This window comes from Rothia sp. HMSC068F09, from assembly GCF_001812775.1.
Taxonomy (GTDB): domain Bacteria; phylum Actinomycetota; class Actinomycetes; order Actinomycetales; family Micrococcaceae; genus Rothia; species Rothia mucilaginosa_A.
Genome location: NZ_KV810419.1, coordinates 291,166 through 308,164, shown reverse-complemented (window position 1 = coordinate 308,164; position 16,999 = coordinate 291,166). Strand labels below are relative to the sequence as shown.

Genomic DNA, 16,999 nt, shown 5'->3' with positions numbered 1-16,999 from the left:
GGGTTTTAGGCTGAGCCCGCCACAGAGTATTTCTGAGGCGGGCTCACCCTTTTACTCGTCATAGCACCGAGCGTAGCTGCGCAGTCCTCCTGCCGGTTTCCAACCGCAGGCCCCTACCAGAGGTCGTCCTCCGCGCCGTAGGCGGCAAGCTCCTCGCGGATTACCGACATCGATACCGAGGAGGAGTAGCCGCGGCGCGCAAGCATCCCCAGCAGGCGGCGAGTGACCCTATCCTTTTCAGCTCGGTCGCTCAGATCCATGCCGGGGCGTAGCTTCTTGCGTACCAGCTCGGCGGCGTCCTCGCGCTCCTGCTCGTCGGTCCGCTGGGCCAGGGCGTTCTCCGCTTCTTCGCCGCGCACCCCGCGCTCGGCCAGCTCGCGGCGCAGCGCGGCGCGCGAGAGCTTCTTGGTGCGGCTCTTCTGCCGCACGAAGGTCTCGGCGTATTCGGCGTCGTCGATGAGCTTGGCAGCCTCGAACTTATCGAGCAGCGGCTCGATGAGCTCGGCTTCGAAGCCTTCTGACTGGAGCTTCTTGCGCAGCTGCCCCCTGGTCTTTGCCGAGTAGGCCAGCTGGTTGTACACGATGGTCTTGGCGCGGGTGTAGGGGTCGGCTTCCTCGGCGGCGCGGGCGGCGCGCACCTTCTGTTTCCAGGAGGGTCCCTGCCCGCTCATCCCGGCGGGGCCGTTCCCGCCGCTTCTCGGTGCGCGAGCCCCGGAGGCTTGAGAGGCTCGGGGCGCGGTCAGGCGTTTGCCGCTGCCGATGCCCTGAGCCTCCTCCTCGGCGATACCCCGAATAAAGGCTTCCTCGGCCGCGGTGAGCTTCTCGTTCAAGCCGCTTCCCTCCCTGAATAGGTTGCTCCCCGAACCGCGGCTCGAGGGGCTCTTACGGGTTTCCTCTTCCTCGCTCCGGGCCCCGAAGGCCGGTGCATAGGGCGAGCGCTTCTGCATCTTTTCCCGCTGCGCCGGGCTCATGCGACGGAATCCGCGCTTGTACTCGCTCGGCTTCTGCCGGTTTGAGCGCTTCTTCTGCTGCTTCTCCCGCTGCTGCGCCTGGCGCTCAATCTCTTCTTTTTCTTCTGCGGTGAGCCCCGACCCGATGGATGCGGCCCCGGCCCGGCTCAGGCGGCCGGCCGCCATGGGGCGGGGCTCCGCGCCTCCAGGCATGAAGGCCCGCACGGGGGCCTCGTCGATGGAGACGGCCGGCAGATTCGGATCAACCCGCAGGCTACGGCGCGGCGAGCCTTCCGAAGATTCCTCGGAGCCTTGCCCCGCACCCCCACCCGGTGCGGGTTCGAGGGGTGCCAAGGGCACCGGAAAGTATCCCGGGTAGTCGTCCCCGAGATCGCGGGCGATGGGCTCCTCGCGGAAGCCATGGGCCGCCGGATGCCAATCGGGGAACTCTTCGGTTGCCTCTGGGGCCGTCATCTTCCAGGAGGTCTTTTCCCCGGAAACCTTGCGCGGGGCTGCGTTTTTCCGGGTTACGTTTTCCTGCGCAGGTTTTGCCTGCGCCAGTTTTTTGGGCTCGGATCCTACCGCCCGCGATGCTTGGGGCGCGGAGGTCTTCGGAGATGCTTCCGGCGGTATTTTCGCGGGCCTGCTCGCCCCGGGCTTCTGCTCTACCGGCTTTTGTGCCCCGAACTTTTGCGATACGGGCACTTCAGATGCCTGGCGCGGCACGGCGGGTGCGTCAGGCTCCGCGGATGCGGACTGCGGAGCCTCCCAGTCGAGGACGGGCTCGGCCAGGGGCGCGGGCGCTTCGAAGGCCAGCGCCTCGAAGGCTCCCAGCTCGGCCGGGGCGGTGGGTGCTTCAAAGGTGAGGGGTTCAAAGCCTCCGCGAGCCGCGATACCGCCGTCCGCCGATTCAAAACATGAAAAGCCGTCGGTGCCCGACACCGCGCCGCCGAAGTTCTGCGCCGGAGAGGACCCGAAGAAAGGCTCGGTTGCGTCCAGGGCGGCGAAACCGGCGTCGTCCTCGCGCATACCGTCACGCTCGCCGCCGCGCGCGTTCTCGTCTTGGCCGAATACGCCTCGTTCCATCTGCCTGTCCCCTCCTCTCTTTCTAACCCGCCGAAGCCCGTGTGCCTCCGGTTGGAGGCGCTCCCCCATTGTATCGAGCCGCACCGCCGCCGGTTCCGGCTTAAACGGCAATCGCCGCGCACCGTGCGAAAAGCACAGCGCACGGCGATTACCACGCGTTGTCGAGCGGGCCGTACATCCTATCGGGAACGGCCCACGGGCGAGGGTTTAGAACTCCTCAGCCAGCTCGTCCAGCGGATCGTTCTCGGTGCCCTCGGCCTCTGCGGCCTCCTCGGCGGGCTCCTCCTCGATGATGCCCAGCTTCACCAGAACCTTGTACTGCAGTTCCTCGGTCAGCTCGGGGTTGTCCTTGAGAAGCTTACGAACGTTCTCGCGGCCCTGGCCCAGCTGCTCACCGTCATAGGTGAACCATGCACCGGACTTCTTGACGATATCGTTCTCCACGGCCAGGTCGAGAATACCGCCTTCGACCGAGATGCCCTCGCCGTAGAGGATATCGAACTCTGCCTGCTTGAAGGGCGGAGCCATCTTATTCTTCACAACCTTGGCGCGGGTGCGGTTACCAATCGGGTTCGCGCCGTCCTTCAGAGTCTCAATACGGCGAATGTCGATGCGCACCGAAGCGTAGAACTTCAGGGCCTTACCACCGGTGGTGGTCTCGGGCGAGCCGAAGAACACGCCAATCTTCTCGCGCAGCTGGTTGATGAAGATCGCGGTGGTGCCGGTTGCGGAGAGGCGACCGGTAATCTTACGCAGAGCCTGGCTCATCAGGCGGGCCTGCAGACCAACGTGGGAGTCGCCCATGTCGCCCTCGATTTCGGCGCGGGGCACCAGCGCGGCCACGGAGTCGACCACCACGATATCCACTGCGCCGGAGCCGACCAGCATATCCATAATTTCCAGGGCCTGCTCGCCGGTGTCGGGCTGAGAGACCAGCAGCTGGTCGATGTCCACGCCCAGCTTAGCGGCGTAAATCGGGTCGAGGGCGTGCTCGGCGTCGATGAACGCGGCCACGCCGCCGGCCTTCTGCACATTAGCGACGGCGTGCAGGGCCACGGTGGTCTTACCCGAAGACTCGGGACCGTAAATCTCAATCACGCGACCGCGGGGCAGACCGCCGATGCCGAGAGCGGCATCCAGGGCAATGGCACCGGTAGAGATAACCTCGGTGGTGGTGGTTTCCTTATCACCCAGGCGCATCACGGCGCCCTTACCGTAGTTCTTATCAATCTGTGCCATGACGGCTTCAAGTGCCTTGGCGCGACCCTCTTCGGGAACGCGAGCTACGCTCTGAGACTTGGTGCTCTTAGCCACGTTAGTACCTCGTTCTTTGTGGTGTCAGTGATGACGTCAATAATGTTTCTAGGAATCGGCGGGGCTCGTCGCCCCAGCTTTTCGCCTGCCGGTTCCTTCTGAGACTACTCTAGGGTCACGGCCTGACAGGATAAGGCCATTTTCACGATGTGTGGAAAAATCCCGCGGATTTTTCGAAAAATTCTCGATGTGGAAAAGTCTAGCACGAATCGAACAAAATTACGAGGCATTTTCGAATACCTCGCATAAGATTTCGGCAAATATTTTCGAATATTCGAAACCCGCCCGAGGATGCCTCAATCGGTTCGCGCACACCTTTCGGGGCCTGGGGCGCACCGTAACCCGGCCGCCACGCTCCCCCGTAGCGCATCCCCGCGGCATTTAGACACGCCGCCCAGGCACGCGCCGAGCTAACGCAACGGTTCCTTATCCGGGCCCCAGCGGCGCTCCTGCGGGATCTCCTGTTCCTCGCAGATGGCAAACCAGACCGTCTTCGGATTGACGCCGGCATCCAGCGCCTCCGCCGCCGTCCGGTGATTCAGGGATCCCAGCACCAGATCCCGGGCCAGCACCGGGGCGTACCCGGTGCCAAATTCGTGCTCCATGAGCGCCCAAAACTCGCTCAGCTTCATCGCAATCTCCTTCACCGCACCCGGCGGCAGCGTGCCCATTGGCGGAGCACCCACCCCGAGTTCTTCATTCTCACAATTCCGTCTCGCCATTGCTCGACAAAGAACCGATGCCGCACACCCGTTCGGGGTGTACGGCATCGGCCCAATAGCGGTGCGGAGCTTCCGCACCCTCACGTCTTAGAGAGAGACGTAGTAGTCGTTCTTGTAGCGTTCGGACAGCTCAGCCGGAACGGTATCCGGAATCTGAACGCCCTCGGCGACGGCCATACGATCGGCGACCTCGCGCAGCATCTGGGACATCGGGATGTCCAGAGCCTGGCAAATCCAGGCCAGCAGCTCGGAGGAAGCTTCCTTCTGACCGCGCTCAACTTCACTCAGGTAACCGAGGGAAACGCGGGCACGCTGCGAAACCTCTCGCAGGGTGCGGCCCTGACGCTGGCGGACATCGCGAAGAACCTCACCGATGGCCTGGCGGAGGGGAACAACTCGTGCTTCCTCAACGACCGGAGCCACCTGCTTGGGGGTCTCGTCGATTTCCTTCCACTTCGTAATACCGTTGATTGATACGCGCTGCTTAGCCATGAGCTTCTTTATCACTTTCCTGAGTAGGTCCTCCCGACGCGCGGGACTGTACAGAGTTAAGCCTAACTGATTTTTAGGATGCGAGCTACAAAACTCGCTGTTTTCGTCATCTTCTTCAGACTTGTATCCATTCAAACAGACCAAGCTATGTGTTTATTCCCGTGAAGCTGGGAGAAGACTGGGAAATTCTTTGAATCGTAAAATATCCTCCCCGACTCTTTCCCCTGTGCCTTCCCCAAAGCTTCACGAACACCGCCTCACGTGCCTCACACACCGCCTGGTCATGCCACCGGGACGCGCCGCGGGGCTGGGTCCTAGAGGCTCTCCCTCAAAGAGCCGGAGGCGCTCCCCCGCACCGCGCGGGCCAGTAGCGCAATCGCATCCGCGCTCGCCGCCGCACGAACCCGGGCGCGATCCCCGTCGTAGTGGCGCTCGAACACCTCACACCCGCCCGGGGCGTGCACCCCGATAAACACGGTGCCCACCGGCTGGCCATCCGCGGGGTCGGGCCCCGCCACACCCGTGGTCGACACCGCGTAATCGGCACCGCACACCCGCGCCGCGCCGGCCGCCATCTGAGCCGCCACCTCCGGGTTCACCGCGCCCTCGGTCGCAAGCAGCTGAGCGTCCACGCCCAGCACCCGCGCCTTCACCTCGTAGGCGTAAGAAATCACGCCGCCGCGATAGTAGGCCGATGCGCCCGGCACCGTGCAGATCGCGCCGCCCACGTCCCCGCCGGTCAAGGACTCAGCAGTGGCCACCTGCACCGGACGTTCCTGGGATGCGCACGAGCGCACCGCATCGCGCAGCAGCAGGGCCGCCGCCTGCGGGGTACCCGAAAAAACCTCAGCGCGCGTCAGCTCGGGCGAAGCCGACTGGGTGCCTTCGTTTAGAAGAGGAACCATGATTCATCCTTTCCCGGCGGCCGGGCTGACCCGACCGCCCGTTCACGCACCCGCTCCTTTCGCGAGCGCCCCGGTGCTCGAGCGCCGCTAACGCTCACCCCGGGTACAGTTCGGGGGAGCGGCATGAGCCACTCCCCCATCAACGTCTATTGAGCGCGCTGCTTCTGCGCAGCCTGGTTCTGCAACCAGGTGCGACGCAGGTTGTAGGCATCGCGCACGTACACCAGGCCGGTCCACACGGTAATCGCCGTGACCGCGCCCATCAGCACCCAGCCCGGCACCAGCCAGCCCAAGCCCAGCTGACCCAGCGGCAGGAGCATCAGCACCAGCGCCACGGTCTGCAGTACCGTCTTGATTTTGCCGCCCTTGCTGGCCGCCATCACGCCGTACTTGATGACGAACAGGCGCATCACCGTGATGCCCCACTCGCGCAGCAGAATCACGATGGTCACCCACCACCACAGCTCGCCCAGGGCCGAGAGCACAATGAACGCGGCACCGGTCAGGAACTTATCGGCAATCGGGTCGGCAATCTTGCCGAAGCTCGTGATGAGGTTGCGGGAACGCGCCAGGTAGCCGTCGGCCCAGTCCGTGAGCATCGCGAGGATGAAAATCACCCAAGCAAGCCAGCGGTGGGTCGGGTCGTCGGCACCAAAGGTACCGCCACTGACCAGCGCCACGATGAAGAAGGGCACCGCTATGATGCGCAGAACCGTCAGCACGTTGGGAACGTTCCAATTCGACGTGCGAGGCTGCACCGCCCGGACCTCACCGGTGGGGGCTGGGGTGTGAGCGTCGCTCATGGGTGCTCCTTAGAATCGGCGGGCTCGACGGGTGAGCCCGGTGTTGCAGTTTCGATGCGGGCCGTACACCGCGCGAGGCACGCGCACAGCCATCGTCAAATATTGGCACCGAAGGGTATCGGGAACGCACAAACGCCCCGTACGTCCATTATACGGGTGCCTCATCGGGCACCGCCGAACGTGCGGGGCGCTTGTGGATAACGTGTGAGCTTAGCGGCCCGTCAGCTGCCAGGCGTCCTCCGAGCCCTCGTCATCGGATTCGTCGTAATAATCCGTGACCGGCTCCCCCGGATCCACCGCGTTCGCGTACGGGTCGGCTGCAGGGGGCTCCTCGCCGCGAATACGCGCCAGGGTGGCCTGCAGGTCGTCGGGGCGGACCAGCACCTCGCGGGCCTTCGAACCCTCCGAGGGGCCCACCACGCCCTGCGACTCCAGCAGGTCCATGATGCGGCCGGCCTTCGCGAAGCCCATGCGCAGCTTACGCTGCAGCATCGAGGTCGAACCGAACTGCGTGGTAATCACGATCTCGGCCGCCTGCAGCAGATCATCGAGGTCGTCGCCGATTTCCTCATCAATCTGCTTCTTCGCGGCCGAAACCATCACGTCCTCACGGTAGATGGTCGGGGCCTGTTTCTTCACGTGCTCAACCACGGCGTGAATCTCGGATTCGGAAACCCACGCACCCTGAACACGCATCGGCTTCGAGGCACCCATCGGCAGGAAGAGCGCGTCACCCTGACCAATCAGCTTCTCGGCGCCGGGCTGATCCAGCACCACGCGGGAGTCAGTGACCGAGGAGGTCGCAAACGCCATGCGGGAAGGAACGTTCGCCTTAATCAGACCGGTCACCACGTCCACCGACGGACGCTGGGTAGCCAGCACCAGGTGGATACCGGCGGCACGGGCCAGCTGCGTGATACGCACGATGGCCTCTTCCACGTCGCGCGGGGCGACCATCATCAGGTCGGCCAGCTCGTCCACGATCACCAACAGGTACGGGTACTCGTGAATCGTGCGCTTGCTGCCGGGATCGGGCTGAACCTTACCCTCGCGCACCGCCTTGTTGAAGTCGTCCACGTGCTTGTAGCCGTAGTGGGCGAGGTCGTCGTAGCGGGCGTCCATCTCGCGAACCACCCACTGCAGGGCCTCGGCGGCCTTCTTCGGGTTCGTGATGATGGGCGTAATCAGGTGCGGAATACCCTCGTAGGCGGTCAGCTCCACGCGCTTGGGGTCGACCATCACCAGGCGCACCTGGTCGGGGGTCGCGCGCATCAGAATCGAGGTAATCATCGAGTTCACGAACGAAGACTTACCGGCACCGGTCGCACCTGCGACCAGCATGTGCGGCATCTTGGCCAGGTTGGCCAACACGAAGCCGCCCTCAACGTCCTTGCCCACGCCCATGACCATCGGGTGGTGGTTCGCGTGAGCCTGCGGGGAGCGCAGCACGTCGCCCAGGGCCACGGTCTCGCGGTCGGTATTCGGAATCTCAATGCCGATCGCGGACTTGCCGGGAATGGGCGAAAGGATGCGCACGTCCGGGCTGGCCACCGCGTAGGCGATGTTCTTGCTCAGCGCCGTCACGCGCTCCACCTTCGTGGCCGGTCCCAGCTCAATTTCGTAGCGGGTCACGGTCGGGCCACGCGAGAAACCGGTCACGTGGGCGTCCACCTTGAACTGCTCCAGCACGCTGGTGAGGGCCTCGACCACGTGCTCGTTGACCTCGGAGGATTCCTTGGCGGGCGGGCCGGAAACCAGCATCTCCTCCGAGGGCAACACGTAGGCCCCGCGGGAGGACTGCACAACCTGCTCGCCGCGAGCCTGCTCGGTGGTCGCGGTCTGGGTGTTGTTCTGCAGGGGGCGGGACAGGCCGCCGCCGGAGCGTGCCGCCTGCTGGGACGCGCCCTGGTTCGTACTCTGGTTTGCGCCCTGATGCGCGCCGGCCGAATGCATGCGGGTCGGAATCGGAGCCTGACCCGCGGCGGCACCTCGGCCGGCCTCCTGAGCGGGTGCGCCCGCGGGCGGAACCACATCGCGGGGCCTGGTCTGCGGGGCGGGCTCGGAGGGAGCCTGCTGCGAGGAGTCGCCGCCGAAACCATCGTAGGCTTCCACGTCGAAGAGGGGCTCCTCCCCCGGGATGCGGCCGTGCGCCACCGCGGCGCGCTGCACCTGATCCAGGCGGGCGGCGGGAGCCTGAGAGGCCTCCACGTCAAAGAGGTCGGGGCCGCTCGAAGCCGCGGCGGGAGCCTGGTTCAGGCGACCGGGCAGGCGACTCAGGCGATTCGGCTTGGCGCCGGTGCGCGCGCCGGGAGCGGGGTTGGCGGGCTGCACGGGCATCTGGGTGGTCTCGGGGTGGGCATCGTCCACCACGGCGTTCACGAAGGCCTCGTCACCGGCGTACTCGTCGAGGGGGCCGTCATCGCCCTTGGAAACGCCAAAGCCCAGCCAGCCGCGCAGGCGCGCCATCAGGCCACCGCCCGCGGAGGAGGCTCGGGCTGGCTTCTCGTCGTCACCGTACAGGTAGCTGCGGTCGTGCTCCTCGGCGTTCAGGTCCACGGTCTGAGTTGCATCATCCGAGGAGGAGCGCTCGCGGGTGGTGCCGTTGGGCTTCTCGCCCAGGGCCAGGCCCACCAGGTGCCGGGTGCGGGGCACAATCTGGCGAATCGGGGTGTTGGTCATGACCAGCACCCCTGCGAGCGCCAGCAGCAGGTGAATCAGAATCTCCACCGCCGCGATACCCCCGCTCAGGCGAACGATGGGGGTGCCGAGGATTACTCCCGTGACGCCGCCTCCGGCCCATACGGCCTCGAAACCGTCCGCAAAGGTCGGGTGCCCGACGTGGCGGGCGAAGAAGAGGGAGGTCGCAATCAGCAGAATCAGGGAGCCCAGGGTCACCCGGTTATTGCGTTTGACCAGGTCGGGGCCTCGGAAGACGCACCAGGCCAGCACGAAGCTGAGCACCGGAATCAGCAGGGCACCCTGGCCGAAGATGCCGCCGAGCATCGTGTGCCAGGCGTCCAGGGGCGCGCGCAGCATGCCGAGGGAGGTGTGGGCGCGCCAGTTGTACCACTCAACACCGGCGCTGATGAGGCCGAAGAGCAGCAGTACGAGCGCGCCGCCATCACGACGCTGTTCGGGTTCCAGGTCGGTGCGCGCCGTGCCAATCGAGCGCACCGCCCCGCCGATAGCGTGAGCGATGCTCAGCCAGACGGAGGCGATGGCGCCGGCGACAGGATTCGTCGCCTCGGCACCGCGACGGGCACCGCCCCTCGAGGAGGTGGTGCGCTTGCGGGTGGTTTTCTTTGACTTAGCGGTCGTACTACGACCCTTTGTGGTCCGTGGAGCCATACCTTTTAGAGTATCAACCTTCCCGTTAATCTAACGATTTCTTCGTTATCAGTGAGCGCAGCGGCTGCGACGGGGCGTCGCACGCGGGTGCTGGACCCGCCGAAACCCGCCGAGCCAGCCCGCCCTGCCGGATGCGCAGGGGGCGGGGCCGACACTCGGTATCGACCCCGCCCCCTGCGTTTCAGGTAACCCGTTTCAGCCTCGGCCCGAAAGCCGATGCCACCTGCGGGAGGCGGCCGCGCTGATATTTAGTTCTTAGCGTCCGGAGAGATGCTCTCGATGACCACGGGCACGATCATGGGCTTGCGGCGCAGGCGGCGAGAGATCCACGCGCCGATGGTGCGGCGCACAATCTGCTGCAGCTGCTGCACGGTGTGCACCTTCTCGGGTGCGCGGTGCAGTGCGTCCTCCAGGGCGGCGGTAATCTTCGGGACGATCTCGTCGAAGACGGCGTCGTCCTCCGCGATACCGCGGGCGTGGATGTCCGGGCCGGTCACCACACGCTTGGTCGCGCGGTCAATCGCGGTCACGATGGACACGAAGCCTTCCTCACCCAGGATGCGGCGGTCCTTCAGGTCGCTCTCGGTCACCTCGCCGACGGAACGGCCGTCAACGTAAAGGTACTCGCAGGGAATCTCACCGACCACGGTGGCCACGCCATCGCGCAGATCCACCACGGTGCCGGACTCGCACAGGAGTACGTTCTGTGCGGGAACACCGGTCTCAATCGCCAGGTCGCCGTTGGCAATCAGGTGGCGCACCTCGCCGTGAACGGGCATGACGTTCTTGGGCTTGAGGATGTTGTAGCAGTACAGCAGCTCGCCGGCGGCCGCGTGGCCGGACACGTGAACCTTCGCGTTGCCCTTGTGCACCACGTGGGCGCCCAGCTTCATGAGGGCGTTGATGATGCGGTACACGCTGGTCTCGTTACCGGGAATCAGCGAGGAGGCCAGCACCACGGTGTCGCCCGGCTCAATCTGAATCTTGTGGTCGCCGTTAGCCATACGCGAGAGCGCCGCCATGGGCTCGCCCTGCGAACCGGTGCACATCATCACAATCTGGTCGGGGCGGTAGTCGTCGACCTTCTTCAGGTCCACGAGCACGTTGTCGGGCACCTTCAGGTAGCCCAGCTTCTCGGCGATGGTCATGTTGCGCACCATGGAGCGGCCCACGAGCACGACCTTGCGACCGCGTTCGGCGGCGGCATTCAGCACCTGCTGCACGCGGTGCACGTGCGAAGAGAAGGAGGCCACGATGATGCGGCCGCGAGCGTCACGGAAGACGTTCGAGAGCACCGGGCCGATGTTCTTCTCGGTCGGGGTGAAGCCGGGGACCTCGGCGTTGGTGGAGTCCGGCAGGAACAGGTCCACGCCCTCCTCGCCCAGGCGGGAGAAGTGGCGCAGGTCGGTCAGGCGACCGTCCAGGGGCAGCTGGTCCATCTTGAAGTCACCGGTGTGCAGGACCTTACCGGCCTTGGTGCGGATGAACACGGCCAGCGCATCCGGGATCGAGTGGTTCACAGCAACGAACTCGCACTCGAACGGGCCGAAACGCTCCACCTGGTGTTCCTTCACCGCGAGGGTGTAGGGCTTGATGCGGTGCTCGGCCAGTTTCGCCTCGACCAGTGCCAGGGTCAGCTCGGAACCGACCAGGGGGATGTCGGGGCGGCGACGCAGCAGGTAGGGAACGGCGCCGATGTGGTCCTCGTGGCCGTGGGTCAGCACCATGGCGACCACGTCGTCCAGACGGTCCACAATGTAGCTGAAGTCGGGCAGGATCAGGTCCACGCCGGGCTGGGACTCTTCGGGGAAGAGCACGCCGCAGTCGACAATCAGCAGCTTGCCGTTAATTTCGTACACGGTCATGTTACGACCGACTTCACCCAGGCCGCCCAGGGGCACCACGCGCAGGGTGTCCTTCTTCAGGCGGGGAGGCAGGGGAAGATTCGCTTCAAAGACGCTCATCGTGTGTCTCCTCTTTCTATTTTCTTACTATCTGTTGTGTCGTGATTCGTTCGAGGGGCTCAGGCGCCGGGCCTTAGCGTGCGGGCCTGCGTTCGCATCCTCGTTCGTCACGGGAAGTCTAGTGATATGCGTTCCGGGGCGAGTTTCGCTCCGAATACGGGTCTGGAGTGTTCCAAATGTTGTGGAGTTTCCGGGGTTTCCGTGGGTTACGCGACGTGTTTCTGCGGCCTATCGGTGCCGCGGCGGGTCATGGTCGTTTCGGACACCTCGGGAAATACGCCAGAGCGGACCCCTCGCCGTCGTAACGGCGAGGAGCCCGCGTTGGGGGCCGCGTTCCACGCGTGCTGAAAGCATGCGTCACGGTAATTCGCTATGAGCGGCCAAATTACCGCGTGGGCGGCCAAAAGTCTCTCTTAACCTGCTTCACGCCGCCCGGGCACACTAGCCCGGACGTATAAAAGAAGCTGAATAAAAGTTTATGCGTTTTTCAGGGTGTGGGCAAGGCTGGAGGTCATCAGGTCCTCGCGCATGGCGGCCAGCACCTCCGGTTCGGAGAGCACGTGCGGCAGTCGAACGACCGGCTGGCCCAGCACGCCCTGCCAGGCGAGAATCTCCTTGGCGGCCACGCAACCGGGGGCGCGACCCATGGTGGCGCGCACGATCGGAGCCAGCTCCAGGTGCAGGCGCTGCGCCTCCACGAGGTCCTGGGCCACCACCGCGTCAATGAGCGCGCGGAAGAGGTTCGGGGCCACGTGCGCGGTCACAGACACCAGACCGACGGCACCCATTGCCATCCAGGGCAGGGTCAGGCCGTCGTCGCCGCTGTAGTAGTGCAGGTCGGTGGTTGCCATGACCTCGGTTGCGGCGCCGAAGTCTGCCTTGGCGTCCTTCACGGCGACGATGCTGTCAATCTCGGCCAGGCGGCGGTAGGTTTCGGGGGCAATCGGGATGCCCGCGCGGCCCGGAATGTCGTAAAGCATCACGGGAGTGTCGGTGGCCTTGGCCACGGTGGAGAAGTGGGCGTACACGCCCGGCTGGGTCGGCTTGTTGTAGTAGGGGGTCACGACCAGCAGGCCGTCCACGCCGACCTTCTCTGCACGGTGGGCCAGCTCAATGGTGTGCGCGGTGTCGTTCGAACCCACGCCGGCAATGATCTTGGCGCGAGAGCCGACGGTGTCCTTCACAATCTGGAAGACGCGCTCGTTCTCGTCGTCGGTCATGGTCGAGTACTCGCCGGTGGTGCCGCAGACCACCAGGCCGTCGTGACCGTTGTCGACCAGGTAGTTCGCCAGGTCTGCCACCTGCTTCTCGTCCACGGAGCCGTCCTGCGCGAAGGGGGTGACCATCGCGGTCAGCAGGCGGCCGAAGACGGGCTCAACAAAGGTACCGGGGTTAGATAGGTTCTCAGACATATTTCCAGGGTACCCCCGAAATGCAGATTTTTACTACATAACGCATAAATTTTCATATAGTGTCGCGCGGCACCCCCCTCCCCCGCACGCCGCGGCAGGTTCCCGAGGTGCCTCCCGCGGGCCCCGGCCCGATAGACCGCCCCGGCTCGCCGAACTAATACTCTTACGACAAAAGGGCCGCCCAGGGTACTCCCCCGGCGCGGCCCCTCAACCTTCGGGAGCGCAACCGCTCCTCCCGATGCTTCTAACGCATTTCCTTCGCGGCACCACCCGAGCGCAACGCCCACGCGTTACGCATCGCCGCGCGGGCGCGCTTGCGCTCGCCCACCGCATCGTACATGCAGGCCAGGTTGAACCAGGCCTTCCAGTTCTCGGGCTCCTGCTCAACCGCCGCCGCGAAGGACTCAAACTCCGCCGCGGCTGCCTCGCGGTCCACCTTACCGCTCGGGGTGCGCGGCAGGTTATCCTCCGCCAGGTCCCCCGAATCGGACAGCTGCTGAGCCATCATCTGAATACGCGTTCCAAAGAGAATCTCACGCACCAGGGCCCACGCGCCGAGCACGGGCAGCAGAATCATGCCGAGCCCCAGCACTACGCCGGCCACCGAGCCCGAAAGGAGCAGGGACACGCCACGATCGGCCGTGTACACCAGATACAGCACCAGCAGCGTGCAGGTCAGCGCGGCGAAGGTCTTGCCGAACCCGCCGGCATCCACGGTCACGAAGACCGCGCTAAAAATCAGCACACCCAGGATGAAGGCGCGCACCACGATGGGCAGCGGCAGGATGAGCACCGTCACCACCAGCAGAACGCACGCGCACGCCGTCCACAGGCGCAGCGAAGCCCACCAGGGGCCGCGGCTTCGCGCCTCGGCGGGAGCCGGTGAACCCTCGGAAGAAATCTGTTCAGACATCGTGCCCTCCTAAGACAGGTCCATATAGGCGTCCAGGCCCACGCTCAGGCCCGGATGCGCCGCCACCTCGCGCACGCCCAGCAGCACGCCGGGCATGAAGGAGGCGCGGTCAAAGGAATCGTGACGAATCACCAGCTGCTGGCCGGGGTCGCCCAGCAGAATCTCCTGGTGAGCCACCATGCCGCGCAGACGCACCGCGTGCACGTGCACGCCGTCCACCACCGCGCCGCGCGAACCCAGCGGATCGGATGTCGTGGCGTCCGGGCTAGGGCCCACGCCGGCCTCGGCGCGAGCGGCCGCCACCTTGCGGGCCGTGTGAACCGCGGTGCCGGAGGGGGCATCCACCTTGTTCGGGTGGTGAATCTCAATGATTTCAACCGAATCGAAGTAGCGGGCAGCCTTGGCCGCAAACTCGGTGGCCAGAATCGAACCGATCGCGAAGTTCGGAGCGATCAGCACGCCCACGCCCGGGTGCTCGCCCAGCATTTCGCGCAGGGAGTCCAGTCGTTCGGGGGTCCAGCCGGTCGTGCCGACCACCGCGTGCATGTCGTGCTCAACCGCGAAGCGAACGTTGGCCTCACTCGAATCCGGAACGGTCAGGTCAATCACGATTTCGGCGCCGGAGTCGACCAGCTCCTGCAGGTCGTCACCGCGGCCCAGGGCCGCCACCAGGTCCATATCCTCGGCGGTGTTGACGGCGCGAACCGCCTCCGACCCCATGCGGCCCGCGGCTCCAAGAACCGCTACCTTCCAAATCTTCTCGCTCATGCGTTCTCCTCGCTTCTTCCCGGTGGCTTCTTCCGTGGCGGTAGGCCCGTTGCGGGGCGGCCCGTCACCGTTTCTTCTCCTCCATTATCGCCGATGCGCTACCGCGCAACCCTCCGGAGGCCTCTTCTCGTCTCTCGGCCGGCCTTCCCGGAGCGCCCGCTCGCGCCCCAATCCCGGCGCTGATGTGCTGGTTCTCGACGTCATATAAGAATCCCACTACGTCATCTAATGGAATCAAACCTATAATAGGCTGGTATTTAATTTTCAATCCGTCCCTCGGAGCACACAGACCGTATGAAGTCCCTCTTTACCTCCTCTGTACGCCCATATGAAGCAAACCGGCGTTATATTCTGCCTGGTTTGGACGGTTTGCGCGCCATCGCGGTGCTCCTGGTGATCGTGTACCACTTCTGGCCCACGGTCCTGCCCGGCGGCATGATTGGCGTGGATATCTTCTTCGTCATCTCGGGTTTTCTCATCACTTCGCTCCTGCTGCGCGAGGGTGCCCTAAACGGCCGCATCGCGCTCGGTAGCTTCTGGATTCGCCGTGCCCGCCGCCTGCTACCGGCCATCGCCCTCATGATTCTCGTGCTGGGTCCCGTGAGCCTCATCGTCGGCGGCGATATCCAGGTCAACCTGGGCCGCCAGCTGCTGGGCGCGGCAACCTTCTCCTCCAACTGGATTTCCATCTTCGCCGGAAACGACTACTTCGCGCAGACCTCCCCGGAGCTCTTCACGAACTTCTGGTCCCTTGCCGTCGAGGAGCAGTTCTACGTTCTCTGGCCCCTGCTGATCGTTGCGTCCGGTCTACTGCTGGGCCGCCGTTGGCGTCGCTTCAGCGTCGTCATGGTGCTGGGAATCGTCGCCTCCCTGGGAGCTGCGACCTTCCTGCTCATGAACGGTGCGCCCGTCAGCCGCATCTACTACGGCACCGACACCCACCTGTACGGTCTGCTGCTGGGCGCACTGCTGGCCTTTGCCCGCCCCTGGTCGCTGTACCCGCCGTTGCAGCAGTCCGTGCTGTACCGCGTGGCTCAGCCCTTTGGCGTGGTTGCTTTCGCCCGCGTCATGATTAGCTGGCTGTCCCTGTTCGCGCTGATTCCCTACGCGGTTCTCGTGCCCGAATCGGCACCCGGTGCGATTCCCTGGGGTCTGTTCGGCGCTTCCCTGCTGGCTCTCGGCGTGATTCAGGGCATGCTGCCCGATATGCTTGCCGGTGCTTCCGAGGCCCTGCGCCGCCTGCTGAACTTTGCGCCCCTGCGCTGGGTGGGCGAACGCTCCTACGGCCTGTACCTGTGGCACTGGCCGCTGGCCGTGGTCATGCACTACGTACTCGGCGCGGACCGCTCCCCGCTGGTGAACGTCGGCGTGCTGGTGGCGACCTTCGCCATCGCCGAGATGTCCTACCGCTGGGTTGAGACCCCGATTCGACGCCACGGCTTCCGTGGAAGCGCCAACCGCGTTATCGCCTCCTTCCAGAACGCCACCGTTAAGGCCCTGCCCATCGCCCTGACCCTGCTCGTGATTGCGGCCGCCGGCGCGACCGGCGTGGCCGTACGCACCGCGCCGGCCATGACCACCGCCCAGCAGTCCGTTGAGGACGGCAAGCGCGCCGCGGCCGAACGTCTGAAGGCCCGACAGGAGGCGCGCGCCAGCGCCTCCGCGAGCGCTTCGGCCAACCCCACGTCCAAGGACGGAAAGGATGCGAAGGCCACCGCCTCAGCAAGCGCCTCGGCCTCCCAGGAGGCCACCGGCCCCATCGACTCCTCACAGGTGACCGTCGTGGGTGACTCCATCGTGGTGGCGACCTCCCCCGATCTCTACGACAAGATGCCCGAGGCCCAGATTAATGCGGCTGAGGGACGCACCATCGCTAACGCGCTGCCCATTATTAAGTCCATGGGCGCCAACGGTCAGATTCGAAAGACCCTGGTGCTGTCGGTGACCGCAAACTCGACCATTCTGGACGGTCAGCTCGATCAGGTGCTGGCGGCCATGCCCACCGATTCGAAGCTGGTGCTCGTGACCGGTTACGGCCCGCGCAACCTGAGCTGGATTGAGTACTCGAATACGAAGATTCGAGAGTTTGCTTCCCAGCACTCCGACCGCGTGATTATCGCGGATTGGAACTCGGCGATTCGCCAGGCCCTGCAGACCCAGAGCGGTCTGCTCGCTTCCGACGGCGTGCACCCCGAGGCGGCCGGCCAGGAGCTCTACGCCCGGGTCGTGGAGCAGGCCATCGCCAAGGCACAGAAGAAGTAGCGCGTCGCAGCCACAACGCGCAAGTACCCGCGTCGAACCGACCCGAACCGGCTGGCCCGG

At 65.1% G+C, this 16,999-nt stretch carries 12 protein-coding genes; 1 reads left to right on the top strand and 11 read right to left on the bottom strand.

The window, feature by feature from the left end; genetic code table 11:
- Window positions 1-113 precede the first annotated feature (113 nt).
- The 11 genes from HMPREF2874_RS03465 to dapB form a co-directional block, all read right to left on the bottom strand.
- Window positions 114-2,036, bottom strand: coding sequence for a regulatory protein RecX (locus HMPREF2874_RS03465; protein WP_070648954.1), 1,923 nt, complete (start codon window positions 2,034-2,036; stop codon window positions 114-116).
- Between the two features lie 207 nt (window positions 2,037-2,243).
- Window positions 2,244-3,350: a recombinase RecA gene (gene recA / locus HMPREF2874_RS03460; protein ID WP_049332756.1), complete on the bottom strand. Its 1,107-nt coding sequence runs from the start codon at window positions 3,348-3,350 to the stop codon at window positions 2,244-2,246.
- Window positions 3,351-3,760: 410 nt separating this feature from the next.
- Window positions 3,761-3,982 carry a DUF3046 domain-containing protein gene (locus HMPREF2874_RS03455; protein WP_070648981.1) on the bottom strand — a complete coding sequence of 74 codons (222 nt, stop codon included), beginning with the start codon at window positions 3,980-3,982 and terminating at the stop codon, window positions 3,761-3,763.
- Between the two features lie 177 nt (window positions 3,983-4,159).
- Window positions 4,160-4,564 carry a helix-turn-helix domain-containing protein gene (locus HMPREF2874_RS03450; RefSeq protein ID WP_049332759.1) on the bottom strand — a complete coding sequence of 135 codons (405 nt, stop codon included), beginning with the start codon at window positions 4,562-4,564 and terminating at the stop codon, window positions 4,160-4,162.
- Between the two features lie 314 nt (window positions 4,565-4,878).
- On the bottom strand, window positions 4,879-5,472 hold the full coding sequence (locus tag HMPREF2874_RS03445; RefSeq protein WP_070648953.1) for a CinA family protein: 594 nt from the start codon (window positions 5,470-5,472) through the stop codon (window positions 4,879-4,881).
- A gap of 143 nt (window positions 5,473-5,615) precedes the next feature.
- Window positions 5,616-6,272 carry a CDP-diacylglycerol--glycerol-3-phosphate 3-phosphatidyltransferase gene (pgsA, locus tag HMPREF2874_RS03440; protein WP_049332762.1) on the bottom strand — a complete coding sequence of 219 codons (657 nt, stop codon included), beginning with the start codon at window positions 6,270-6,272 and terminating at the stop codon, window positions 5,616-5,618.
- Between the two features lie 210 nt (window positions 6,273-6,482).
- Window positions 6,483-9,620: a DNA translocase FtsK gene (locus tag HMPREF2874_RS03435; protein WP_070648952.1), complete on the bottom strand. Its 3,138-nt coding sequence runs from the start codon at window positions 9,618-9,620 to the stop codon at window positions 6,483-6,485.
- 248 nt (window positions 9,621-9,868) lie between these two features.
- Window positions 9,869-11,584, bottom strand: coding sequence for a ribonuclease J (locus HMPREF2874_RS03430; RefSeq protein WP_070648951.1), 1,716 nt, complete (start codon window positions 11,582-11,584; stop codon window positions 9,869-9,871).
- 476 nt (window positions 11,585-12,060) lie between these two features.
- Entirely contained in the window at window positions 12,061-12,996 is a 936-nt protein-coding gene (gene dapA, locus HMPREF2874_RS03425) for a 4-hydroxy-tetrahydrodipicolinate synthase (protein WP_049344398.1), read from the bottom strand.
- A gap of 244 nt (window positions 12,997-13,240) precedes the next feature.
- The gene (locus HMPREF2874_RS03420) at window positions 13,241-13,909 is read right to left on the bottom strand and encodes a tetratricopeptide repeat protein (RefSeq protein WP_070648950.1); all 669 of its coding nucleotides are present in this window, start codon (window positions 13,907-13,909) and stop codon (window positions 13,241-13,243) included.
- Between the two features lie 9 nt (window positions 13,910-13,918).
- Window positions 13,919-14,677, bottom strand: a complete 759-nt coding sequence (gene dapB / locus HMPREF2874_RS03415; protein WP_070648949.1) for a 4-hydroxy-tetrahydrodipicolinate reductase — start codon at window positions 14,675-14,677, stop codon at window positions 13,919-13,921.
- Between the two features lie 294 nt (window positions 14,678-14,971).
- On the opposite strand from dapB, the gene HMPREF2874_RS03410 reads away from it, so the two are divergent.
- Window positions 14,972-16,939, top strand: coding sequence for an acyltransferase family protein (locus HMPREF2874_RS03410; RefSeq protein ID WP_070648948.1), 1,968 nt, complete (start codon window positions 14,972-14,974; stop codon window positions 16,937-16,939).
- Window positions 16,940-16,999: the final 60 nt, after the last annotated feature.